The following is a 22,786-nucleotide window of genomic DNA, read 5'->3' on the forward strand; positions in this document are numbered from 1 at the left end:
GCCGAGCGGATGGTGCCGTCTGCCGGACTCCCTTCTCACCATTATCGATAGTCGATAATTAGTGGTACAAGAACGATAAGAGCGGACGGACGAGAAGAACGGAGGGGTCACGATGAAACACGAGATGCTAATAAGGGCACAGGCGGACGGGCGCATCCGCGGCGCCGCGCGCGTGGCGACGTGCTTCTGCTGGGTAGCCGCCCTGGTGGCCCTGCTCCTGGCCCTGTTGAACGCGTGGTCGACGGTCTTCCTCACGACCGCCTCGATGCGGGAGTCCGGCCGTGACGTCCTGACCGCCCTCTTTACCGCGAGCGAGGCGAGCGGCATTTTCCTCGTGAGCGAGACGGGCGAGCAGCCGCCGGAGATTCGCTACGACGAGGACGGCAACGAGGTCGGTCGCTCGCAGGTCATGGGTGGCAAGGTCTCCTATTCCGGCAGCCCAATCTCGACCCTCGCCAACGGCGTCGTCTTTGGCGGCCTGGCGTGCGCGGCGTTTGCCCTCGCGGCGCTCATGTGCTCCAAGATCCAGAGGACCGGCGTGCCGTTTGCGCCCGAGCGCGCGCGTGAGCTGGGGCGCGTGGGATGGCTGGTCCTTCTTGCCGGGTGCGCGCCCACGCTGCTCCACATGATTCTGGAGGCCATTGCGGCCGCGATCGTTCATGCCCTGGTGGAGTCCGGGGAGATGCTGAGCTGCGCGCTCACGGCGAACTTCGAGCCCCAGGACCTCATGCTCGTCTCCCTGGGAATCCTGCTGGTATTGGTGGGCCGCGTCTTCGAGTACGGCTGCATCCTGCAGAAGCAGGACGACGAGACGCTGTGAGGGCCGAGCGATGATCGTCCTGCGCCTCGACCGCGTGCTGGCGGATCGCAAGATGCGCTCGAAGGAGCTCGCCGAGCGGGTGGGCATCTCAGAGGTCAACCTCTCCCGTATCAAGACCGGGCGCATCTCTGCGGTGCGCTTCTCCACGCTCGACGCGATCTGCCGCGTGCTGGACTGCCAGCCCGGCGACATCCTGGAGTACGTCCCGGGCGAGGAGTGAGCCCATCAGAGGGATTTTGGGCCATTGGAGGGGAATCTCCATTTGTAGGGTATTTCCAGCGGACAAGTTGAGATACACCGAAAATGAAAACCGGGAAAACCCCAGCTACAGGCGTTGACTCGTTTCTAGTGTATTCTCGATTGCCCTCTCAAAACACCCTACAAATGGGGCCGCCCCTTCCTGACGTGACCCTCGCCCGCCCATCTTTCGCTCAGGAACAAGTTACGTGGTGACAATAGCCCAGATGACGTCCTCGAGCGCTGCTGATTGACCGTCCGAGCGCGCGCCTACTCCGTGCCCATGTACGTGCCGAGAAGGACGGGCGTCCCGGTGCGGTCGTCCACGATGAGATAGACGAACGGGCGGTCGAGCCTGACCTCCCTGACCTCGGGCTCGTCCGTCGGGGCGGCGCCCCCGTCTGCCGGCGCCACCGCCGTGGCCGCGGCGGCGCGCGTACCCTCCTCGTTGACGTCGATGTAGGTCCGGTGCAGCACCTGGCTCACGTAGAGCGGGCACGTGGGGCCGGTTCCCATGGGGGTGAGGTCGGCGCGGGAGGCGTCGAAGGCGTCCTCGACGCCCAGTGCGCGCAGCTCGTCCTTGAGCTCGTTGTCGTAGGTGGTGGCGAACTTGGGAAGATACGCGTCGACCACGGTGTTTGCCACCGGCGTGAGCAGCTCGTCCAGCGTCTCCCCGTCAAGGGTTGCCACGAGCTCCGCCGCCGTGACGCCCTCGCTCGGCAGAAGCGCCACGAACGAGTATCCGCCCTCGTACGGGCGAGAGAACCCGGTTGCGAGGTCGCTCTCGTAGTAGGCGTCCTCGCTGGAGAGCATCATCTGGACGTCCTTCTCCGTGCCGTCCTCGCAGGTGAAGGTGTCGCCCTGCACGAAGGCGTCCTCGTAGGGCTCCTCCCACGTGCCCTCGAACGCGAGCGCGTTGACCAGGTAGAGCATGGCGCCCTCGGAAACGTGGTCCACGATCGAGGGAATCATGCCGCGGGTCTCCTCGCTCACCCACGAGTTGATGGCCTCGGCCGTGGTGTCGTCGAAGGGCTCGAGGAAGGCCTGGGCGCCGAGCTCCTGCTCGCAGACCTCGAGAAAGTCGTCGCTCACCTTAAGCCCGTCGTCATCACGCAGCCAGACGGAGTTCGCGAGATCGAGCGGGCCCTCCGCCGCCAGCACCACGTACGCGGAGAGGTACGAGGTGAGCTCCTCGCACGTGATCCCGGTGGCCTCCTCGAGCTGAGCCAGGGTCTCGCCCGCGGCACCGTTCTCGAGCAGCGCGAGCGCGTAGAGCGTGGAGAGCGGGGACACGAGCGTGCTCCGCTCCGGGTCCTCGTCCACGCACCGGGAGAGGAGCCTCGCGGCAAAGTCGCGCATGGCGGCGGAGCTGTCCACGTCCGCGCTCAGCTCCTCGAGGGCGGCCTGCTCCTCGGCGCTGGTCTCGTGCGCCGGGGCGTCTGCCGCGGGCGCGGTGCAGCCCGCCAGCGCGGCGGCGAGGCAGAGGCCGAGAAGGACGGCCGACCTCGGTGCGGTCTTGGGGGCGAGCTTACGGGTTGCCTTGGGGCGCGTCATGGGACACCTCCCGTCAGCGGGCTTTCAGTCATCGTACCCACGGATGGGCGGCGGCAACGCTTGGGCGAGCGGCCGCGCGAGCGGGAGGGGCGCAAGGCGGAGCCGGCGGCCGCCCGAACCGTGAATAATCTGCCGAGAAGCGGTCTTCCTGTAGAAGTTTGGTACACTAGCAAGGCTGTGAAAACCGCGGGCGTGGTGGAACTGGTAGACACGCTGGATTTAGGTTCCAGTGGGGGAGACCCCGTGAAGGTTCGAGTCCTTTCGCCCGCACCACGCAAGGAAACATGGCGGGGCTGGCCCGCCAGGCACGAGACACTGGAGGAACGTTGAAGATCACCGTCACCGCTGAGAAGCCCGTCGACGAGAAGATGGCCGCCAAGGTCACCGTCCCGGCCGCAGACGTCGACGCTGCCATCAAGAAGACCTACAAGGACATCGCCAAGAAGTACAACTTCCAGGGCTTCCGCCGCGGCCACGCGCCCCGTCCGGTGATCGACGGCATCATCGGCCGCCAGGCCGTGCTCGCCCAGGCCACCAATGACCTGCTCAACGCCCTCGAGCCCATGATGCTCGAGGAGCTCGACGTCACCCCCGTGGGCCGCGTGAGCTTTGGTCCCGAGGGCGCCGACCCCGAGCTCGCCGCCGAGCACGCCGACTACGTCGTGGACGCCACCATCGGCGTTCGCCCCTCTGCCGAGCTCACCTCCTATGACGCCCCCGAGATCAACCTCCCGCCCGAGGAGGCCACCGAGGCCGAGATCAACTGGCAGATCAACCAGCTCCTCAGCTACCAGGTGACCTACGAGGACGTCGAGGAGGACCGCGCCGCCGAGCCCGGCGACGTCGTCTCCGTTGACATCGAGAACGTCGACGGCGCCGGTCACCTCGCCGGCAAGAACCGTCTGCTCGCCCTCGACGGCCAGCAGGTTCCCGAGCAGCTCCAGGAGGGCATCGTCGGGATGAAGAAGGGCGAGGAGAAGGCCATCGAGTGGACCCACACCCACGTCCACGAGGGCGAGGAGCACTCCCACACCTTCTCCGTCAAGGTCACCCTCAACGCCATCAAGAAGGCCGTCACCCCCGAGCTCGACGACGAGGTGGCCAAGAAGTACGGCTACGACACCGTCGACGCCTTCAAGGACGCCGTGAAGGAGGAGATCGAGGGCGACAAGAAGACCACGATCCCCAACCTCAAGGAGGATCGCGTCGTCGAGGCCGTGGGCAAGCTGCTCGACCTCGAGGCCGTGCCCGAGGCCTACCAGAACGAGATCTTCAACGAGCTCGCCCAGGAGTTCCTCGGCCAGCTCCAGCGCCAGAACGTCTCCCTCGACATGTTCCTGCGCGCCCGCGGCATCAAGTCCGACGACTTCATCGCCGACCTGCGCGTCCAGGCCGAGGAGCGCGCGCGTCAGTCCCTCGCCCTCGACGCCGTTGCCGCCAAGCTCGGCCTCGAGGCCACCGAGGACGACGTCCGCGAGGAGTTCGAGAAGGCTGGCGTCGAGGACGTCGACGCCTCCTACAAGGAGTGGAAGGACGAGGGCCGTCTGCCCGCCATCCGCGACTCCATCCGCCGCACCAAGGCCCTCGACTGGCTCGTCGAGAACTGCAAGGTGAACATCGTCGACGAGGTCGCCGAGCGTGCCGCCGCGGCCGAGAAGAACGAGGACGCCGAGTAGCTTCTGCGCTTACGTCACCTGTGCGCCCCGGGCGAGCCCACCCTCGTCCGGGGCTTTCTACAAAAAAGCCGTTCCAGAACGTCAAACGAAACGGAGCATGCATGCACCAGCCCACCAACATCCCGCTCATCCCGTACGTCGTTGAGCAGACGCCGCGCGGCGAGCGCAGCTACGACATCTACTCGCGCCTGCTCAACGACCGCATCGTGTTTCTCGGCGAGGAGGTCACGCGCGACTCCGCCAATCTCGTGATCGCCCAGCTCCTCCACCTGGAGAGCCAGGACCCCGACAAGGACATCGCGCTCTACATCGACTCCCCGGGCGGCGACGTCTACGCCGGTCTGGGCATCATCGACACGATGAACTTCATCAAGCCCGACGTCTCCACCATCTGCGTGGGCATGGCGGCCTCCATGGGCGCGGCCATCCTCGCCTGCGGCGCCAAGGGCAAGCGCCTCGCGCTTCCCAACTCGATGGTCCTCATCCACCAGCCGAGCTCCGGCGTCTCCGGCCAGCAGACGGACATCCAGATCGTCGCGGACGAGACCCGCTGGATCCGCCAGCGCCTCAACGAGATCCTCTCCGAGGCCACCGGCCAGCCCATCGAGAAGATCAACGCGGACACCGAGCGCGACAACTACATGCGCGCCGCGGAGGCCTGCGCCTACGGCCTCGTGGACAAGGTCATCACCTCCCGCACCGAGCAGACCCAGGAGTAGCCAGATGCCCAACTTCGACCAGCCCGGCCCGGGCTTCTCGCCCAACGAGGTGCACTGCTCGTTCTGCGGCAAGAGCCGCAGCCAGGTGAGCAAGCTCATCGCCGGCCCCAGCGGCGTCTTCATCTGCGACGAGTGCGTGCACGCGTGCTCCGACATGATCGACGAGGCGGAGTTCGACGCCGCGGCGGACGTGACGGAGGCCCCCGGCGGCGACCTGCCCATCAAGGACCTTCCCACCCCGCACGAGATCTACGACGAGCTCTCGCAGTACGTTATGGGCCAGGAGCAGGCCAAGCGCGCAATGAGCGTGGCCGTCTACAACCACTACCGCCGCATCCTCTCCGGCAACGACGAGGTGGAGGAGGGCGCCGAGGAGGTGGAGATCGCCAAGAGCAACATCTTGCTGCTTGGCCCCACCGGTACCGGCAAGACGCTGCTCGCGCAGACGCTCGCCCGCTTCCTCGAGGTGCCGTTTGCCATCGCCGACGCCACCACCTTGACCGAGGCCGGCTACGTGGGCGAGGACGTGGAGAACATCCTGCTCAAGCTCATCACCGCCGCCGACGGCGACGTCGAGCGCGCGCAGGTGGGCATCGTCTACGTGGACGAGATCGACAAGATCGCCCGCAAGGCGGAGAACCTCTCCATCACGCGCGACGTCTCCGGCGAGGGCGTGCAGCAGGCGCTTCTCAAGATTCTCGAGGGCACCGAGGCCAGCGTCCCGCCCCAGGGCGGCCGCAAGCACCCCCAGCAGGAGCTCATTCGCATCGACACCACCAACATCCTCTTCATCTGCGGCGGCGCCTTCGTCGGCCTGGACAAGATCGTGGCCGACCGCATCGGCAAGAAGGGCATCGGCTTTGCCGCCGAGGTTGGCCGCAACGCCGAGAAGGACGAGGACTACCTCATGGAGCAGGTCATGCCGCAGGACCTGCACAAGTTTGGCATGATTCCCGAGTTCCTCGGCCGCATCCCCGTGATCACCGCCACGCGCGAGCTCACCGAGGACGACCTCGTGAGCATCCTCACGCAGCCCAGGAACGCCCTCGTGAAGCAGTACCGCCGTATGTTCGAGCTCGAGGGCGTGGAGCTGGAGTTCGAGGACGACGCGCTCGTGGAGATCGCCAAGCAGGCCATCTCGCGCGGCACCGGCGCCCGCGGCCTGCGCGCCATCTGCGAGGCCACGCTCCAGGACACGATGTTCGACCTGCCGAGCAACCTCGACATCACCAAGGTAGTCGTGACGGCGGAGAGCGTCGGCGGCGGAACGAGCCCCCGTCTTGTCACCAAGGCCCACGGCAAGCATCGCCTGGCGGTCTAGGGCTCACCTCGACCGACTTCGGGGCGTCGCCTCCATAGGCGGCGCCCCTTTTCTGCAAATTGGGGACAGTCCCCAATTTGCAGAAAACATTTATGTGAGTTGAGGGCTGTGCCAGAGGCACGCTACAGGTTGGCGCCGCCGAGGCCCATGTAGGTCTTGATGACGGCCTTCCTGCGCAGGGTACCGGCGGGGCAGATGGCGTCGAAGGCGGGCATGATGCCCTTGTAGAGCGCCATCACCTGCACACGCTTGGCGAGCCCCTTCACCGAGGCGCGCGACTCCTCCAGCTGGCCGCGAATCTCGTCCAGGTAGGGCGAGCGCATGGCGTAGTGCCAGAAGAGCTCCGCGCGGTCCGCGTCCGGGTAGAGCCAGGGACGGTTGTCCGGGCCCGCAAAGTGGATGACCGCGGGGTCCGCCGCCGCCTCCTCGTACTCGGCGCGCACGTCGGCCGGGGCGTTTGCGATGATGTGGGTGCGGCGCAGGTGCTGCCAGTCCATGAGGTAGTTCCAGCGCATGTGAACGCGAACGTAGTCGCCGTTCACGACCTTGTTGAGAACGTCCTGGTCCAGCCAGCGCCACATGCGCTCGGTGGAGAGGGCGAGAAACTCCTCGGGCGTGACGGTTCTTCTCAGCTCTGCGAGGTTCATGAGCAGGACGCCAGCCTGAAAGTAGTCGTGCGGGTCGTCCATGCCGAGTTCGTCCTTGAGGTACGGTCCCACTGTGGCATCGTATCCGTCTATCTGCCCGATGGTGTCCGCGTCCCTCGTGGCGGCGAGCTTGTAGCCCGTCACGTCAACGTCGAAGAGCTCGGCCACGTCGTCGTCAACGATGAGATCGGAGTCGAGATAGATGGCCTTGTCGACGTTGGGGAGCAGCTGCGGCGCGAGCAGGCGGAAGTAGGTCTCCGGACGAAAGTGCCCGTGGTGGGGGAGCTCGATGTCGCCGAGCGCGGCATCCACGTCAAGGAAGCCGATTCCCACGTGCGGGGAGGTGACCTGCCTCGTGAGCGTGATCATGCTCGTGGGAGAGATGTTGCGCGTGAGGACCACGATGTCGTAGCGCCGGCTGGGGCTCGCGTTGTCGATGATCGACTGCACCGCAACGGAGAGGTACGGGACGAAGTTCTCGCTGCAGGCAAACACGATGACGACATCGTCGAGCGGGAGGTCGAGGTCGCCCGACGTCGACGCGAGCATCGTGGAGGTGACCTTGTTCCTGGCGCGTGTAGTCTTGCGAAGCGGCTTCATGGGACCTCTGTTCGTGCGCTCTCATGACCCGTCAACTCTACCATTGACGGCGCGGGCGCTCAAATGGTTGGAAGGCCCTTTCCTTTCCCGTCGGCGGCGCACACCCCCGTGCTCAAACAGCTTCGCCGCGCTTGGCGCGCGGCTGCAGAACTGCGCGCGGCGATGTGCGCCGCCGACGGGAAAGGAAAGGGCCGGTCAGCCCAGGAGCTCCGCCGCGTTGGCGGCAATCTCAAGGCGCACGGCTTCGGCTGGGGTGTTGCGGGCTGCGGCGATTCCTTCGATGGCGCGGGTGAGGGAGTCGAGGATGTCGTCGGCGGTGGCGGGGGAGCGCTCGCCCTTGGGGAGGTCGGTCTCCGTGAGAAGGCGCTCGACCGGAAGGATGCGAGCGTACTCGCGGCCGCGGCGCGTCTGGAGGGAGCGCTCTCCGAGCGAGAAGCGGCAGCCCAGGTGCACCGCTCGCCAGAGCTCCTCGGAGCTGCCGGAGAACCAGTGGAGCACGCATCGGCAGCTCGTCGCGGCGCCCGTGCGCTCGAGGACGTCGAGCACGTTATTCGCGCTGCGGACGGCATGAATCGAGAGGACCTTGGGCGCGGTGGGATCGCTCGTCTGTGCGCACGCGGCGCAAATTTTCACGAGGGCGGCGAGCTGAGCGTCCCATGTCGCCTCGTGACGCGGAGAGGCATCGAGGCCGATTTCCCCCACGAATCGCACGTTAGGGAGCAGCTCGCAAAGGGCGTCCGCGTCCTCGGGGCTCCGGACCCACCAGGGGTGGAGGCCTGCCGCAGGCATCACGTTGCTCTGAGCGGCAGAGTTCCGGCACACGCCCGGGTACTCTTCGGGAGTCACCGTGACGGCGAGCATGCCGAGCCCGCGCTTGGCGGCATCGCGAGCAACCGCGGCCGCGTTCGCGAACCATCCCAGATGAACGTGTGCGTCGAAGTACTCGATGTCTGCTGTGCCCATGGCGCCCCCCCTCAGTTGAGTATATCTTCCCCTTGCGTGCAGGGTTTCGCCCTCCGTACATCGCACGAGGGGCCAAACTGTGCAGCGCCTGCGCCGGCCAGCGCTCCCGCGGAGGCGGCACCTCTCGCGTGCTATCCTGTTGAGCTGATATGAACGCGCACCACGAGAGGACAGACCGTGGAAGAGATGCCCAAGAACTACGATCCCCAGACCGCCGAGCCCGAGCTCATCGAGCGCTGGATGAGCGCCGGCTGCTACCAGCGCTCCAAGGGGGTGGGCGACTGCACCGTCGTCATCCCGCCGCCCAACGTCACGGGCATCCTGCACATGGGCCACGCGATGGACGACTCCATCCAGGACACCTACGTGCGCTACAGCCGCATGCGCGGCCGCTCCACGCGCTGGATCCTGGGCACGGACCACGCGGGCATCGCCACGCAGACCAAGGTGGACAAGAAGCTCAAGAGCGAGGGCGTCTCGCGCCTTGAGATCGGCCGGGACCGCTTCCTCGACGCCTGCTGGGACTGGACGCGCGAGTACGGCGGCACGATCGTCTCCCAGATCAAGCGCATGGGCTGCTCCATCGACTTCTCGGACGAGAAGTTCACGATGAGCCCCGAGTTCTCCCGCGCCGTGCGCAAGGTCTTCTGCGACTGGTACCACGACGGCCTCATCTACCGCGGCAAGCGCATCGTCAACTGGTGCCCCTCCTGCTGCACCGCCATCTCCGACGACGAGGCCGAGTACCAGGACGAGAAGGGTCACCTCTGGTACCTCCAGTACCCGCTCGTGGAGCCCGTCGACGGCATCGACCACGTGACCGTCGCCACCACGCGCCCCGAGACCATGCTCGGCGACACGGGCGTGGCCGTCTCCCCGCAGGACCCCGAGAAGGCCAAGCTCGTGGGCAAGATGGTGCGCCTGCCCATCGTGGACCGCGAGATCCCGATCTTCTCCGACTGGCACGTGGACGCCGGCTTTGGCACCGGCTTCGTCAAGGTCACGCCCGCGCACGACCCCAACGACTACGCGATGGGCCAGGCCCACGACCTCGAGCAGATCAACATCTTTGACGAGCACGCCGTCGTCGTGGACGGCTACGGCGAGTTCTCCGGCATGAACCGCGACCAGTGCCGCGAGGCCGTCGTGGCGTGGTTCGAGGAGCACGGCCTGCTCGAGAAGGTCGAGGAGCTCGACCATTCCGTCATGCACTGCTACCGCTGCAACACCGCTCTTGAGCCCTGGCTCTCCGAGCAGTGGTTCGTCGCCGTGGACAAGCTCAAGGAGCGCGCCACGCAGGTCGTGCGCGACGGCGAGGTCAAGTTCCACCCCGAGCGCTGGACCCAGACCTACCTCACCTGGATGGACAACCTCAAGGACTGGTGCATCTCGCGCCAGCTCTGGTGGGGCCACCGCATCCCGGTCTTCTACTGCGAGGACTGCGGCTGGGAGGACGCCCTCATGGAGGATACGGACGTCTGCCCCAAGTGCGGCGGCCATCACGTGCACCAGGACGAGGACGTGCTCGACACGTGGTTCTCGAGCCAGCTATGGACCTTCGCCACGCAGGGCTGGCCGGACGACACCTCCGAGCTCGCCGAGCACCACCCCACCAAGGTCCTCGTGACCGCGCGCGACATCATCGCCCTCTGGGTGGCCCGCATGATCATGAGCTCGCTCTACTTCACCGACGAGGTGCCCTTCCACGACGTCTACATCTACGCCACGATTCTGGCCAAGGACGGCAGCCGCATGTCCAAGTCCAAGGGCAACGGCGTGGATCCGATGGAGCTCATGGAGAAGTACGGCGCGGACGCCATGCGCTACAACCTCCTCACGCTCATCACCAACAACCAGGACGTCAAGTTCGACGCCAACATCGACAAGAAGACCCACCGGCTCATCGACAGCCCGCGCACCGAGCAGGCTCGCGGCTTCGTGACCAAGATCTGGAACGCGAGCCGCTTCGTCCAGATGAACCTCGAGGGCTACGAGCCGGGCGCGCCCGCGGCCGTCACGCCCGAGGACGCCTGGATGCTCAGCCGCCTGGCGCGCGCCGTCGCGCACGCCACCGAGCAGCTCGAGACCTACGCCTTTGGCGACTACGCGCGCGAGATCCAGAGCTTTTTCTGGGGCGACGTCTGCGACTGGTACATCGAGCTCTGCAAGGGCCGCCTGCTCGACGGCGCGCCCGAGGAGCGCCTCCAGGTCCAGCGCAACCTCGTCTTCGTACTCGACACCTGCATGCGCCTCCTGCACCCCGTGATGCCGTTCGTGACCGAGAGCGTCTGGGACGCCCTTCCCGCCTCCGGCCTGGACGACCACTCCGCCGAGTTCCTCATGGTGGCCGCCTGGCCGGAGCCCGAGCGCTTCTCCGAGTTCGTGAACGACAAGGCCGAGAAGGACTTCGAGCTCGCCAAGCGCGTCATCTCCTGCGTCCGCTCCACGCGCGCCCGCTACCGCCTGTCGCCGCGCGCCGAGCTCGACGTGTGCGTGCGCTGCTGCTGCGAGGACGCCGCCGTGCTCGCCGGCCAGGAGGGCTTCGTGCGCTCCGTCGGCCACGTGGGCGCCTTCACGGCCGCCGACGGCGTCCAGAAGCCCGAGGGCTGCGTCTCCGTTGCCGACGGCGCACTCGAGATCTTCGTCCACGTGGGCGACCTCGTGGATCTGGCCGCCGAGTCCGCCCGCCTCAAGAAGGAGCTCGCCAAGGCCGAGAAGGACCTTGCGGGCGTGGAGCGCACCCTTGCCAACGAGGGCTTCGTCGCCAAGGCCGCGCCCGCCGTCATCGAGAAGAAGCGCGCGCAGGCCGCCGAGCTCACGACCACGATCGAGCAGCTGAAGGCGCAGATCGAGGACTTCGCGTAGGTCATCCTGCGCCGGGGCGACCCCTGGTTCTTCTCCCCAGCTCACTGCGCTGCGCGCAGAAGTCGCTGGGCGAGAAGAACCAGGGGTCGCCGCATCTCTGCCCTCGCTCAGACTATTAGGTGGGGCATGGCGCCCTGGCGTACTTTGACCTTCCCGCCCTGCCCTGCCCTTTGCGGGTATGTACAGTGCGCATACCGGGTATGTGCACTTCTCGACTCGTCCGTTTTTCTCGCCCGTGCCTTTGACCTGCGGGTTTGCGAGAAGGACCTCGGGACTGACTGTACATACCAGGTATGCGCACTGTACATACCCTCACGGCGGGGACGGGGGCGGGGACGCAGGGTCGAGGGGCTCCGTTTGGCGGGTTGGTGGCTTGACGCCGGACGGCGGGGGAGTATCATCTCCGCATCCTATGAGAGGGGGCTCGCGTGGCAGACGCGGTGCTCGAGGTGCGGGACCTCTGCTTTGGGTACGGTGACGTGCCGGTGTGGGAGGACGTGTCATTCTCGCTGGCGGCGGGGCAGGTGGCGTTTCTGACCGGTCCCAACGGCGCGGGCAAGTCCACGCTCTTCCGCTGCCTTGCGGGCTGGCTGGAGCCGGACGCGGGGGAGATTCTGGTGACCGGCGAGCCCTTCACGGGGCGCACGCGCCTGGTACCCGGGACGCTCTCCTTCGTGCCGGACGTCCCCGCCTTCTACGACGACCTCACCGCCGCGGAGCACCTGGAGCTCGTGCTCGCGGCCAACCGCGCCGAGGACGCCCGGCCGCGCGCCGATCGCCTGCTCGAGTGCTTTGGGCTTGCCGGTCAGGAGCGCCTGCCGCCCTCGGCATACTCCCGCGGCATGCGCGAGAAGCTTGCCCTCGTGCTCGCCCTCACGCTGCGACCGCGCGTGCTGCTGCTCGACGAGCCGCACGGCCCGCTCGACCGCGAGGCCTCGCTCACGCTCTCCCAGGAGCTCGCCGCCGCGGCGCACATGGGCACGGCGGTGCTCCTGAGCTGCCATCACGACGTTCCGGGAATCGAGCCCGACGTCTCGTTCGCGCTGCGTGACGGCGCCCTCGCGAGGGAGTCCTGAGGTGGGCGGCGGGGCACGCGGCGCTGGCCTGCGTACGCTCGTCCGCCTGGAGCGGCGCCACGTGCGCGCGAACGCCCGCTTCCTGCTCTTTGCCGCCGGGACGGACATAGACGAGGAGCGGGACTTCCTCGACCGAGCCTACCAGCTCTACCTGCTAATCTTCATGGTGATTTCACTCGCGCTCTCGTTTGCGCAGGTTCTTGACCTGGCGGGGCAGCTGCGCGAAGGCCTGGGGGTCACGGTCTCCGCGCGGCTTGCGCACCTCTTGCTCGTCCTTGCGCCGACGGCGGGTCTCGTGGCGTGGGGCGTCTCCGACCTGCGCGAGACCCCGCTGCGCCTGACCGCTCCCGACATCACCTGGCTCGCGCGCGTCGTGCGTCCCGAGGAGCTCTTCGTCGTGCGGCTCCTGCGCGACCTGCCGGTCATCGCGCTGGCCTCCGCGCTCGGTGGGGCCCTGCTCGGTGAGATTGCCTCCGACCACCTGGGTCTCTGGGCCGCCGCGTGCGCCGCCCTCATGCTGACCGCGCGGCTCTTTGCGCTCGACACCGCGCTGTCCCGCTCGGTCGCCGGGCCGCGCCGCCGCCGCGCGGCCACCGTCGTGGCTTACGTGATCGTGGCGGCCTCGGGTCTGGCGCTCCTGCTCGCAGCCGCGCCGCTCGCCGCGCTGCTGCCCCGGGCACTGTCCCTCGGCGCCTATTCCGTGGTCGTCGTCCTTCTCGCCGACCTGCTGCTTCTGGGTACGGCCGGCAACAAGTCCTGCTACGCGGACATGGCCTTCGTCATCGATGACAACGAGCTCTACGCCGCCCGCAGCTCGCTGCGCTTTCTCGCGCTCGTGGACGCCGGCGCCTACAAGGAGGCCTGCCGCCGTCGCCGCGCGCGCAGGAACCGTCGGGCGAGAAGAACCTGGCGCTTCCGGCCCGGGCGCCTGGCGCCCGTCTCCCACGCGCTCGCGTCGCTCGCGCGGCGCCCCTCGGCGCTCCTGGGGCTGCTCTCGGTGGGCGGTCTCCTGGTGCCCATGGGTGCGCTCGTCATGACGCTGCGACCCGGCGTGGGCGTGACGCTCTGCTGGCTCGTCTGCGCGTGCCTCTCCCTGCGCGAGCCGCTCGAGCTCGGGCACGTCTTCCGGGAGGACTGTCGCAACCGCCTCGTGCGCTCCCTGCTGCCGTTCGGCCTCCTTGAGCTGCTGGTGCTCGACGTGCTGCCCGCGCTCGCGGTTACGCTCGTGGCGAGCGGGGTGGTCGGCGGGTTCGCGGCGGCAGCGGTGGGGGCTGACCCGGCGCCCGTGGTCCTTCTTTGCTGCGCGCTCGACGTCCTTCTCGCCCTGTCGTGTGGGCTTGACGACCCCGCGGCACCTGTGCGGCTGGGATCCGTGCTGCTGACAGGCTTCTCGTTTGGTACCGTGGCGCTTGTTGCGGTGGGGCTCGCGTCGCTTCTGGGTTCGGCTTTCGCGCTTGCGTGCGCCGTGCTGCTCGTGGTCCTTCTCGCCCGCGCGCTGCGGTAGTCCTCCGCGCTGCTCTCCCCAAATGCCCTACAGGGCTGATGGCGTGGAACGGGGGGGGGGTGTCTCTATGGTTTTGTCAATCCCTCGAGGAGATTTCGGCATGCCGCGGCGCGCCCGGCGGGCGGGCGCTTTTCCAGGTGGTCCTGAGGGGTCCTAGGCCGCCCGGTAGGGGACCCGGTCGCGCATGATGGCGTAGATCACCTTCAGGCGCTTGCGGGCGACCGCCTTGAGCGCCTTGTTGTGCCGCATGCCGCGCCCCCGGCACTCCTCGTAGTACCTGCCGAACTCGTTCTTCGTCCCGATGGGGGAGCTGCACGAGAATATCAGCAGGTTCTTGAGGGGCTTGCTCCCGCCCCGCTTCGGCTTCGTCGACCTGGCGCTCGTGCCCGACTGGCTGTCGGCGGGCGCGATGCCGCAGTAGCTGGCGAGCTCGTCGTGGCTCCGGAACATCGTCACGTCGACCGAGGTCACGAGCGCCGCGGCGGTCCTGGGGCCGATGCCGGGCACCGTGAGCAGGGCCTCGTAGGTCGCGTCGCCCTCGAGCAGCTCCCCGATGGCCGCGTCGAGGGCGGAGACCTCGGCGTCGCGGGCGAGGACCCGCCCCGCGAGCATGGAGGCGAGCGCCCCCTCGGCGCGGACCTCCGGGCGCGACGCCGCGGAGGCGGAGGGCGCCTCCCAGAGCGCGTCCTCCCTGCCGCCGCGCGCGCCGGCGAGCTCGCGGTAGCGCTCCACGCCCGCCGCCGCGCAGCCGTGGGCCGACCCGAGGGCGGCAAGCGCCTCGAGCTGCCAGCGCCTGGACGGGTCGAGCGCCGCCTCGAGGGCGGGGTCGGCCTCGAGGAGCACGGCCCGGAGCCGGTTGAGCGACTCGGTGCGCCCCTTCACGCAGAACGCGCGCTGGGACGAGAGCATCCTGAGCGACGCGCGCCTCTCGTCCTCCTCGGGGGCCTCGCGCAGCGTCCAGGGCATCCCGAGCGCCGTCCGCGCGATCACCTCCGCGTCCAGCTCGTCGGTCTTGCCCGTCGCCGGGAACATCTCGCGGGCCCGCTTCTCCGCCTTCCCGGGCAGGCAGGCGACGCGCATCCCCGCGCCGCGCGCCCTGGAGAGCACGAGCGCGCCGATGTTGCGCCGCTGGTCCACGACGACGAGGGCGCCGGCGCCCGCCTCGGCGAGCACGCGGTCGATCGCCGCGGGCCGGTTGTCGACTCGCTCGCTGAGGGCGGCCTCGCCGCCGGCGCCGACGCCGAAGGCCCGGTGGAACGACTTGCCGACGTCGAAGCCGACCACGGCGGTGGGCTTCTTCACGCGCCTTCCCATGGCGTATCCTCCAATCAGGTCGGCCGGCCCGACTCCGCCGCGGGGTCGACAGCCACATTACCCGGCCGTGGCGCCGCGCGCCCGGCACTTCTCTATCAGTCGTCTCCCGCGGCTCCTCCGCCCCGGTGGCAGCACCCCCCGGACCCTCGCGGGGCAGGGAAAAGGGCCATCCGGGGCGGCAGGCCGGCGGCCCCGAGGGGCCCGGCACCATGGTATTTCCCAGATTGGGAAATGAAAAAAAGAGCCGCCCTCGGGACGGCTCAAACTGTAATGGGCATCATGGATATGAAGACGATCGGCATGATCAGTCTCATCGTGTCCGGCGCGGCGCTCATCTTCGTCGAGGTGAAGAAGCGCACGACGTTCGCCCGCCTGGAGCATAACCTGGGCGAGCGGGATTTCGATGCGTGCTTGGCGCTGCTCGACCAGCCAATCACGAAGGCCCTGTACTCGGAGTACAACCGCCTGTACATGAGCCTTAACGCGTACCTCGCGCTCGGCGACAACGAGAATTCCACCCGCGTGATCGAGCGGATGCTGCCCCTGCGCATGAACAAGAAGCAGGAGCTCGCCCTCGCGATCCGCGCGTTCAGCTTCTATGTCGAGGTGGAGGACAAGAAGGCGGCCCACGACATGCTCAAGCGCATAGAGGTGAGCGGCTCGGAGGCCCTGGCCAAGGGCAGTCGCGAGACGTACGACATTTTCCTGTGCGGGTCTTCGGCATGCGTGGATGAGATGGAGGGCGCTTTGAAGGGCGCCCGGCAGGCCGAGGAGCTCCGCCTGTGCCAGTTGCTGGCGATCCAGTGCGAGAACCGTGAGGACGAGGTGCGAGCCAAGGAGCACCAGGCCCGCGCGGAGAAAGTGCTCGAGGACGCCCTCAAGTAGGGCTTCTCGCGCTTGATACCGCTGATTCCAACGGCGTGCGCCGCCGAGAGGGTGATTCTCGGCGGCGCGTTTTTTATGCCAGTCGTCCCGTCTGGGCTATGCGCTTGAACCAGTAGGCGCTCGCCTTCGGCGTGCGCTTCTGCGTCTCGAAGTCGACGTAGAAGAACCCGTAGCGCTTGTTGTAGCCGTTGGTCCAGGAGAACTGGTCTTGCAGGCTCCACATGAAGTAACCGGTGACGTTCACGCCGCATTCAACGGCCTTGAGGATCCAGCGCAGGTGGTCCTCGACATAGGAGATGCGCTCGGAGTCATCGACCGCGCCGTCCACGAGCTCGTCCTTGCGCCCCATGCCGTTCTCGGTGACGAGGAGTTCCTTGTAGTTGGGGTAGCGCAGGGAGATGTCCATCATGAGGTCGAAGAGCCCCTTGGGGTAGATGATCCAGTCCCAATCCGTGGTGGGGATGCCGGGGCGCAGCGCGCGCTCGCCCACGCCGGCAACGCGCCAGCGGCCGGTGCCCTTGTCACCCGTGCCGTTGTGATGCAAGTCGTTTTCGCCGTCATAGGCCTTGAGGAAGCGGCTCTGGTAGTAGTTGATGCCCATGCAGTCGTTGAGCTGGGCGGCGCGCCGCATGATGGCGAGGTCGCCCTCGGGGGCGCGGAACGTACCGCCGCTCACGGCGCACAGCGCCTCGATGCGGGCGAGCGTGTCGGGCGCGTAGTCGCCGCGGAAGGTGGCGTCGAGCAGCAGGCGGTTCTGCAGCACGTCGTCGTTGGCTGCGGCTTCGATATCCGCGGCGCTGCGGGGGTCGTAGGGATACTTGTACTCGAGTGCGTGGATGACGCCGATCTTGCCCGGATGGCCGCACTCCTCGAAGGCGAGCACCGCCCGCGCGTGGGCGAGCATCATGTTGTGCTGGGCCTGGAGGCACTCGTGCAGGCAGACCTTCTTTCCCAGGGGCCAGGTGCCCTCGACATAGCGATTGATGGTCGCCGCCGCTATCTCGTTGAAGGTGAACCAGTTCGCGACCTCGGGGAACTCCTCAAAGCAATAGCGCGCGTAGGCTTCGAAGGCGTCGATGGTGGCGGGGTTGAGGAAGTCGCCGTCGGCATAGAGCGCGGCGGGGGAGTCGAAGTGATGGAGGGTCACGTAGGGCTCGACGCCGTGGGCTCGGCAGCTGGCGAAGAGGTCGTGGTAGAACCGGACGCCCTCTTCGTTGACCGGACCGGTGCCGCCCTCGGGGAAGATGCGGCTCCAGGCGATCGACACGCGGATGCCGTTCATGCCAAAGCGCTCGCACAGCTCAAGGTCGGAGTCGTAGCGGTTGTAGAAATCGCAGGCGGGCTCGGGTGAGAAACGCCCCTGCTCGGCGAGGTAGTCGTCCCAAGCGACCTTGCCTTTGCCGTGGCTTTGGCAGGCGCCCTCCACTTGGTACGCGGCGGTGGCGCCGCCAAAAACAAAGCTGTCGGGAAAGCGCTGGGAGGTATCGGCGTGGGACATGTGGCTCATGGCGAATCCAATCTTGTTTGAAGGACTGTTAGGGCTGAAGGGGTTAGGGGCGGTCCGGGAGAAGACGGTAGAGCGTGCTGCCCCCGGACCGCGGAAATGGGGGGCTCTATTCGAGCGCGCCGTCGCACGTGCAGGGATCTAGAGGCCCAACTGCTGGGCTACAAATGCCAGCGATGCCTCGCCGTCGCGGGTGAGGTCGATGTACTGCTTGCCGCGGGTGACGCAGCAGGCAACGCCCATACGCTCGCCGTCGGCCTTGAGGTCGTCGAAGTAGGACGCTGCCTGGGGCGCCAGGATAACAAGGTCAAAGTCCGGCATGATGTCCAGATGGCTGCCGTAAGCGTCCGCTGCGGTCTCAAGGTCGATGCCGTGCTCGCGGGCAGCTTTGGCCAGCGCGTTGGCGAGCAGGCCGGAGGTTCCGCCTCCCTGGCACAGGACAAGGACGCGACGACCGTTGAGCGCTGCATAGGGGTCGCTCGCAGCGGCGATGGTGCTGGACGAGGCGCTGGCAACGGCGTTATCAGATGCAGCGGGGGTGGTGTTGCCCGCAGATTCTTCGTCCATAGACTGGCCGGCGGCACGCTTTTTCTCTGCTGCCATGCTCGCAGCGGCCTTGGCGACGGCACCGGTGGCGACGCTTGCGGTGTCGGCCTTGCCCTGGAATGCGGCGTTCATGGCAGCCTGCTTATGGGCGGCGCGCTGGGCGACCTCAGCCTGATCGGCCTCGGCTTCTTCAGCGCACTTCTCGCGGTCGTATACCTTGAAGAAGGGGAAATAGATGAGGAAATCGACAATCAGCAGGGCGGGGATGAGCAGGAACGCAAGGGGCTGAAGTCCCAGGCCCATGGCGATGCCAACGGGTGCGGGGGTGGTCCAGGGAAGGCTGAACATGAAGCCGTTCATACCCAAGACGTCGATGAAGAACTTGGTGATCCAGATATTGGCGATGGGCGCGAAGATGAAGGGGATGAAGAAGATGGGGTTCAAGACCATGGGCGCGCCGAAGAGGAACGGTTCGTTGACGCCAAAGCAAACCGGTACGGCTGAGGCACGGCCCACGGCGCGCATCTCTTTGGACTTGGCGAGGAAGGCGAACATGAAGCAGATCACCAACGTGGCACCAGTGCCGCCCATGGCGACGACGAAATCCTGAAGCGGTTTGGTGAGGACGGCGGTTGCGTGCTCGCCGGCCTGGTACATGGCCATGTTGAGCTCGAGGTTGGAGATGAGGGCGGCGGAGATTGCGGGCTCGATGATGGAGGGGCCGTGGACGCCTACAAACCAGAAGAGAGACATGGCGCCGTAGATGATGGCGAGGCCAACATAGCCGTCTGCCGCGGAGAAGAGCGGCTGGAACACCTGGATAACGCCTTCGGCGAAACAGAAGCCAAAGATGTTGCGGAATGCAAAGTCAAAGCCCCAGAAGAAGACCAGGCAGACGCCAAAGGGGATGATGTCCTTGAAGGTCTGGGAGATATTGGGCGGCACCTGTTCGGGCATCCTGATGGTGATGTTGCGCTTGATAAAGAACTTGTAGATGATGCCGGTGGCGAACGCGCAGATAAAGGCGGTTAGCAGGCCCTTGGATCCCATGTAGCCGTTGGCGAGGCCGGAGATGGAGACCCCGTTATCCGTGAAGCTGATGGCGTCGCTGGAGAGCAGCAGAAAACCGATGAGCGATGCGATCATGACCGAGATGAAGTTGATCTGGTTGTTCTTGGGCAGGTCGCGGTTTTGCGCATCGCAGAAGTGCTTGGCCGTGGTGGCCGCTGCGCAGATGCCGACGATGCCCATCGAGTAGTTGTAGGCCTTCATGAGCACGTCGTTGATCTCTGCGGGCCAGTAGAAGCCCCAGACGTTGGGGACGGCGCTGACGAGCAGGAAGACGCTCGACACGATGATGATGGGCATGACGGAGATGAAGCCGTCGCGAATCGCCTTGAGGTACTTGTTGCGCGCGATGGCGTTGAAGAAGGGCTTTCCCTTCTCGATGAGCGCGATGAGTTTTTCCATGGATCCTCCGTTCACATGGCAGGTTGTTCCGCAGATGTCAATAGCCAGCTGAAAACAGGTGTCTGCGGTGGGCGGCGGCTGCATGACGGGCCTGTTGCCCGGATGCGATCCCGTAATGAGCACGTGCCCATAACTACAATGAGCACGTTAACATACGGCATGCGAGATCGACCGAGCCGCCGTGAGGCGGTCTGTGAAGGGCGTGAAATCGTCCGTGAGCGGCGTTGGCCGCTCGGCGGCGATGATGATAGAGTGGGCCAGTGCGTCTTGAACAAGTCGAGGGGGGTGCCCGAGTGGGGCGGTCGGTAGCAGGAGAGACGGGTGCGGCGGCGGGCCGGCGCGGAACCCGCGCGGTGTCGATGGCGGACGTCGCGCGCTTGGCGGGCGTCTCGCGCCAGACGGTCTCGCGCGTGGTGAACAATCAGGCGTGCGTTGTCGAGGAGACACGCAAGCGCGTCGAGGACGCCATGGATGAGCTCGGCTTCTACCCAAGCTTCGCCGGCAGGTCCCTGCGCGGCGGGAAGTACGGCTGCATAGGCCTGTGCATGTTCAACATCACCCGCGCCGGCAACGTGGCGACTCTCGACGGCATCGTCTCCGCGGCGCGCGATTGCGGCTACGCGGTGACGCTCGTCGAGTTCGACGAGGGAGGGCCGGTGCGCCTTCGCGACGTCGCGCGCCGCCTGGCGGAGCTTCCCGTTGACGGCATGATCTTCAACACCAACCGCGCGGTGGAGGACTTCGACGAGTTCAAGCCCGTGCCCGGCCTGCCCACGATCATCATCTCGATGAAGGAGCATCCTCGTTGCACGACGATAGACTCCGATCAGTACGGCTGCTCGCGCATGGTCGTCGACTATCTGCGGGAGCGCGGCCATGCGCACATCAGGCACCTCGCCGGACCCGAGGGCTCGATCACGGCCGACTTCCGCCTGCGCGGCTGGGCCGACGCCCTCGACGCTGCCGGGCTTGAGCGGCTCGAGCCCCTGCGCGGCGATTGGACGGCGGACAGCGGTTATGAGCTTGGCGTCAAGCTTGCGCAGGACAAGGACATGACAGCGCTGTACGTCGGCAACGACCAGATGGCGATGGGGGCGATGACCGCCCTGAGGACCCATGGGCGTCGGGTGCCCGAGGACGTGAGCGTCGTGGGTGTGGACGACTCCCTGCAAGGCGTGGTGCCGCACAACACGTTGACCACGGTTCGATTTGACCTGCGCGAGCGGGGAAAGAGGACGTTCGACCACTTCTTCGCCCAGATGTCGGGGGAGGAGCGCGTCGAGGCGGTGCGTCTTCCGGGTGCAATAGTCGAGCGCGCCACGGTCGCGGTGAGACCGTAGCGCGCTCGGATTCACATACCCTGGGGCGATGCTCGGAGTGTTTTGATTCGCCGCGAGCCCAGGGTGAGCGTGTGTGACCGTGCCGGGGCGATAGGACCTTGGCGCCCGCCTAGGCGAGCTTCGCCTCGAGCGAGGCGATTCGCTCATAGGCGTCTATGGTGAAGCGGGTCTGCTTCTCGAGCATCATGGTGGTCATGAGGGTGTCCTGGGCGTGGACCATGATGAAGGTGACGTCCATTTCGCAGCCGCCCGCCTCTTGGGAAAGCAGCCGGGTTTGGACATTGTGGGCGTCGATGAGCGCCTGCTTCGCCGAGGCGTGGAGTTCGCGCGCCCCGGCGATGTCGCCGGAGCTGGCCTTCTCGCATGCGGTGAGCAGGTCGGTCTGGGCGTCCCCCGCGTAAGCGATGATTTCAAAACCGATCATCGAGATTTCTTCTTTAGATGCCACGAGGCTCCTCCTTTCTAAATGAGCACGTGCTCATTTTGGTGGATAAAAAAAACGTAGAGCATCCGGGCACAACGCAGCCTAGCATAGCAACAAAAGTAAACACCTTGCTATACGCATGGAGATGGATAGATGGTATGAATAGCCCGGTAAACGGTGGATAGTGCAAGATTCGAACGAATATCCTCGAAGATTACGTGAGTTTGAAATAGTTCTTGCATGATTGAAAGTGTTTAATTATGTTGAATAATGTGAATAGGCACAATGACGCGCAACGTGAGCGTCATGGGAAAAGGAGGAGGGCAACACGAGGGTTGTCCTCGGTTCTGACGCGGCTGGCATGCCGCTCAAGGAACTCGTCAAGGAGACGCTGATAGAGGACGGCCACGCGGTCGTGGACCTGTCCGAGACCCCTGCCGCGGACTTCGTGGACTCCGCCTGCGCGGTCGCCGCGGACCTGCTTGAGAACGAGGGTTCCCAGGGTCTTTGCTTCGACGAGTACGGCGTGGGCAGCTACCTCGCCGCCACCCGCGTGAAGGGCATGGTTGCCGCCAACATCTCCGACGAGCGCAGCGCCTACATGACCCGCGAGCACAAGAACGCCCGCATGGTCTGCATGGGCTCCGGCGTCGTCGGCCCCGAGGTCGCCAAGAAGATCGCCCGTGAGTTCCTGAAGGCCGACTACGCCGCCGGCCGTCATCAGATCCGCGTCGATATGCTCAACAAGATGGCCTAAGGGGGACAAGAAATGACCAAGAAGATCGTCGCCCTCGGCTGCGACCACATCGTCACCGACGAGAAGACCTACCTGCACGACCGCCTCGAGGAGGCCGGCTACGAGGTGCTGGACTGCGGCACGTTCAGCCACACCCGCACCCACTACCCCATCTACGGCAAGGCCGTGGGCGAGGCCGTGGCCTTCGGCGAGGCCGACCTGGGCGTCGTGCTCTGCGGCACCGGCATCGGCATCACCAACTCGGTGAACAAGGTTCCCGGCGCCCGCTGCGCCCTGGTCCGTGACATGACGAGCGCCCTGTACGCCCGCCGCGAGCTCAACGCCAACGTCGTCGGCTTCGGCGGCAAGATCACCGGTGAGTTCCTCATGGCCGATATCATGCTCGCCTTCCTCGAGGCCGAGTACGAGTCCACGCCCGAGCGTGACGCCCTGGTGGCCAAGATCGACGCCGTCAACAAGGCCGACGCCGAGGCTCAGGCCGATCCGCACTTCTTCGATGAGTTCATCGAGAAGTGGGATCGCGGAGGCTATCACGACTAGTGCGGGCTTGCGTCCTGTGGCATA

General features: G+C 66.4%; 18 protein-coding genes, 1 tRNA gene and 1 pseudogene. 13 read left to right on the top strand and 7 right to left on the bottom strand.

Features of this window, described 5'->3' with window-relative positions:
• Nucleotides 1-124: 124 nt before the first annotated feature.
• Both B5F79_RS01395 and B5F79_RS01400 read left to right on the top strand, forming a co-directional pair.
• Entirely contained in the window at nucleotides 125-820 is a 696-nt protein-coding gene (locus tag B5F79_RS01395; protein ID WP_143786201.1) for a hypothetical protein, read from the top strand.
• 10 nt (nucleotides 821-830) lie between these two features.
• A complete protein-coding gene (locus B5F79_RS01400) occupies nucleotides 831-1,040 on the top strand; it encodes a helix-turn-helix domain-containing protein (RefSeq protein WP_087217104.1) in 210 nt (69 codons plus the stop codon).
• A gap of 287 nt (nucleotides 1,041-1,327) precedes the next feature.
• Here the strand turns inward: B5F79_RS01400 and B5F79_RS01405 are convergent, their stop codons facing one another.
• Nucleotides 1,328-2,611 carry a serpin family protein gene (locus B5F79_RS01405; protein WP_087217105.1) on the bottom strand — a complete coding sequence of 428 codons (1,284 nt, stop codon included), beginning with the start codon at nucleotides 2,609-2,611 and terminating at the stop codon, nucleotides 1,328-1,330.
• Nucleotides 2,612-2,797: 186 nt separating this feature from the next.
• On the opposite strand from B5F79_RS01405, the gene B5F79_RS01410 reads away from it, so the two are divergent.
• The 4 genes from B5F79_RS01410 (at nucleotide 2,798) to clpX (ending at nucleotide 6,327) form a co-directional block, all read left to right on the top strand.
• Nucleotides 2,798-2,884: transfer RNA gene (locus B5F79_RS01410), tRNA-Leu, on the top strand.
• A 53-nt stretch (nucleotides 2,885-2,937) separates the two neighbouring features.
• Nucleotides 2,938-4,287, top strand: a complete 1,350-nt coding sequence (gene tig / locus B5F79_RS01415) for a trigger factor (RefSeq protein ID WP_206390950.1) — start codon at nucleotides 2,938-2,940, stop codon at nucleotides 4,285-4,287.
• 101 nt (nucleotides 4,288-4,388) lie between these two features.
• A complete protein-coding gene (locus B5F79_RS01420; RefSeq protein WP_087217107.1) occupies nucleotides 4,389-5,006 on the top strand; it encodes an ATP-dependent Clp protease proteolytic subunit in 618 nt (205 codons plus the stop codon).
• A gap of 4 nt (nucleotides 5,007-5,010) precedes the next feature.
• Nucleotides 5,011-6,327, top strand: coding sequence for an ATP-dependent Clp protease ATP-binding subunit ClpX (gene clpX / locus B5F79_RS01425; RefSeq protein WP_087217108.1), 1,317 nt, complete (start codon nucleotides 5,011-5,013; stop codon nucleotides 6,325-6,327).
• Between the two features lie 122 nt (nucleotides 6,328-6,449).
• Here clpX and B5F79_RS01430 read toward each other — a convergent pair whose 3' ends face one another.
• Complete coding sequence (locus B5F79_RS01430; RefSeq protein WP_241147220.1) at nucleotides 6,450-7,574, bottom strand: glycosyltransferase family 8 protein; 1,125 nt, start codon at nucleotides 7,572-7,574, stop codon at nucleotides 6,450-6,452.
• 195 nt (nucleotides 7,575-7,769) lie between these two features.
• Nucleotides 7,770-8,537 carry a TatD family hydrolase gene (locus B5F79_RS01435; RefSeq protein ID WP_087217109.1) on the bottom strand — a complete coding sequence of 256 codons (768 nt, stop codon included), beginning with the start codon at nucleotides 8,535-8,537 and terminating at the stop codon, nucleotides 7,770-7,772.
• Nucleotides 8,538-8,714: 177 nt separating this feature from the next.
• Between B5F79_RS01435 and B5F79_RS01440 the strand changes: the two genes are divergently transcribed.
• The 3 genes from B5F79_RS01440 (at nucleotide 8,715) to B5F79_RS01450 (ending at nucleotide 13,982) form a co-directional block, all read left to right on the top strand.
• Entirely contained in the window at nucleotides 8,715-11,402 is a 2,688-nt protein-coding gene (locus tag B5F79_RS01440) for a valine--tRNA ligase (protein WP_087217110.1), read from the top strand.
• Between the two features lie 449 nt (nucleotides 11,403-11,851).
• Nucleotides 11,852-12,478 (top strand): ABC transporter ATP-binding protein, encoded by a 627-nt coding sequence (locus tag B5F79_RS01445; protein ID WP_446723458.1) that lies wholly within the window; start codon nucleotides 11,852-11,854, stop codon nucleotides 12,476-12,478.
• 1 nt (nucleotide 12,479) lies between these two features.
• Nucleotides 12,480-13,982, top strand: a complete 1,503-nt coding sequence (locus B5F79_RS01450) for a hypothetical protein (RefSeq protein WP_087217112.1) — start codon at nucleotides 12,480-12,482, stop codon at nucleotides 13,980-13,982.
• A 153-nt stretch (nucleotides 13,983-14,135) separates the two neighbouring features.
• On the opposite strand, the gene B5F79_RS01455 is transcribed toward B5F79_RS01450, so the two are convergent.
• Nucleotides 14,136-15,296, bottom strand: a complete 1,161-nt coding sequence (locus tag B5F79_RS01455) for an IS110 family transposase (protein WP_087217113.1) — start codon at nucleotides 15,294-15,296, stop codon at nucleotides 14,136-14,138.
• A 270-nt stretch (nucleotides 15,297-15,566) separates the two neighbouring features.
• On the opposite strand from B5F79_RS01455, the gene B5F79_RS01460 reads away from it, so the two are divergent.
• Entirely contained in the window at nucleotides 15,567-16,181 is a 615-nt protein-coding gene (locus B5F79_RS01460; protein WP_241147221.1) for a hypothetical protein, read from the top strand.
• Nucleotides 16,182-16,254: 73 nt separating this feature from the next.
• On the opposite strand, the gene lacG is transcribed toward B5F79_RS01460, so the two are convergent.
• Nucleotides 16,255-17,688, bottom strand: a complete 1,434-nt coding sequence (gene lacG, locus B5F79_RS01465; RefSeq protein ID WP_087217114.1) for a 6-phospho-beta-galactosidase — start codon at nucleotides 17,686-17,688, stop codon at nucleotides 16,255-16,257.
• Nucleotides 17,689-17,826: 138 nt separating this feature from the next.
• On the bottom strand, nucleotides 17,827-19,701 hold the full coding sequence (locus B5F79_RS01470; RefSeq protein ID WP_087217115.1) for a lactose/cellobiose PTS transporter subunit IIB: 1,875 nt from the start codon (nucleotides 19,699-19,701) through the stop codon (nucleotides 17,827-17,829).
• 293 nt (nucleotides 19,702-19,994) lie between these two features.
• Here B5F79_RS01470 and B5F79_RS01475 point away from each other — a divergent pair, with 293 nt between their 5' ends.
• Nucleotides 19,995-21,041, top strand: a complete 1,047-nt coding sequence (locus B5F79_RS01475) for a LacI family DNA-binding transcriptional regulator (protein ID WP_342632970.1) — start codon at nucleotides 19,995-19,997, stop codon at nucleotides 21,039-21,041.
• A 109-nt stretch (nucleotides 21,042-21,150) separates the two neighbouring features.
• Here the strand turns inward: B5F79_RS01475 and B5F79_RS01480 are convergent, their stop codons facing one another.
• Complete coding sequence (locus tag B5F79_RS01480; protein WP_241147222.1) at nucleotides 21,151-21,465, bottom strand: PTS lactose/cellobiose transporter subunit IIA; 315 nt, start codon at nucleotides 21,463-21,465, stop codon at nucleotides 21,151-21,153.
• Nucleotides 21,466-21,808: 343 nt separating this feature from the next.
• Here B5F79_RS01480 and lacA point away from each other — a divergent pair.
• Nucleotides 21,809-22,222: pseudogene (gene lacA / locus B5F79_RS01485) on the top strand (galactose-6-phosphate isomerase subunit LacA); the annotation flags it as partial.
• 12 nt (nucleotides 22,223-22,234) lie between these two features.
• Nucleotides 22,235-22,762, top strand: a complete 528-nt coding sequence (lacB, locus tag B5F79_RS01490) for a galactose-6-phosphate isomerase subunit LacB (protein ID WP_087217118.1) — start codon at nucleotides 22,235-22,237, stop codon at nucleotides 22,760-22,762.
• Nucleotides 22,763-22,786: the final 24 nt, after the last annotated feature.

It is taken from the genome of Olsenella sp. An285, assembly GCF_002159625.1.
GTDB classification, from domain to species: Bacteria; Actinomycetota; Coriobacteriia; order Coriobacteriales; family Atopobiaceae; genus Thermophilibacter; species Thermophilibacter avicola.

What these genes read in the sequence shown, in the direction of transcription:
- B5F79_RS01460 (WP_241147221.1), top strand. Translation starts at nt 15,567, where the DNA reads ATGGGCATCATGGATATGAAGACGATCGGCATGATCAGTCTCATCGTG.
- lacB (WP_087217118.1), top strand. Translation starts at nt 22,235, where the DNA reads ATGACCAAGAAGATCGTCGCCCTCGGCTGCGACCACATCGTCACCGAC.
- clpX (WP_087217108.1), top strand. Translation starts at nt 5,011, where the DNA reads ATGCCCAACTTCGACCAGCCCGGCCCGGGCTTCTCGCCCAACGAGGTG.
- B5F79_RS01405 (WP_087217105.1), bottom strand. Translation starts at nt 2,611, where the DNA reads ATGACGCGCCCCAAGGCAACCCGTAAGCTCGCCCCCAAGACCGCACCG.
- B5F79_RS01395 (WP_143786201.1), top strand. Translation starts at nt 125, where the DNA reads ATGCTAATAAGGGCACAGGCGGACGGGCGCATCCGCGGCGCCGCGCGC.
- B5F79_RS01400 (WP_087217104.1), top strand. Translation starts at nt 831, where the DNA reads ATGATCGTCCTGCGCCTCGACCGCGTGCTGGCGGATCGCAAGATGCGC.
- B5F79_RS01435 (WP_087217109.1), bottom strand. Translation starts at nt 8,537, where the DNA reads ATGGGCACAGCAGACATCGAGTACTTCGACGCACACGTTCATCTGGGA.
- B5F79_RS01420 (WP_087217107.1), top strand. Translation starts at nt 4,389, where the DNA reads ATGCACCAGCCCACCAACATCCCGCTCATCCCGTACGTCGTTGAGCAG.
- B5F79_RS01455 (WP_087217113.1), bottom strand. Translation starts at nt 15,296, where the DNA reads ATGGGAAGGCGCGTGAAGAAGCCCACCGCCGTGGTCGGCTTCGACGTC.
- B5F79_RS01430 (WP_241147220.1), bottom strand. Translation starts at nt 7,574, where the DNA reads ATGAAGCCGCTTCGCAAGACTACACGCGCCAGGAACAAGGTCACCTCC.
- lacG (WP_087217114.1), bottom strand. Translation starts at nt 17,688, where the DNA reads ATGAGCCACATGTCCCACGCCGATACCTCCCAGCGCTTTCCCGACAGC.
- B5F79_RS01480 (WP_241147222.1), bottom strand. Translation starts at nt 21,465, where the DNA reads ATGATCGGTTTTGAAATCATCGCTTACGCGGGGGACGCCCAGACCGAC.
- B5F79_RS01470 (WP_087217115.1), bottom strand. Translation starts at nt 19,701, where the DNA reads ATGGAAAAACTCATCGCGCTCATCGAGAAGGGAAAGCCCTTCTTCAAC.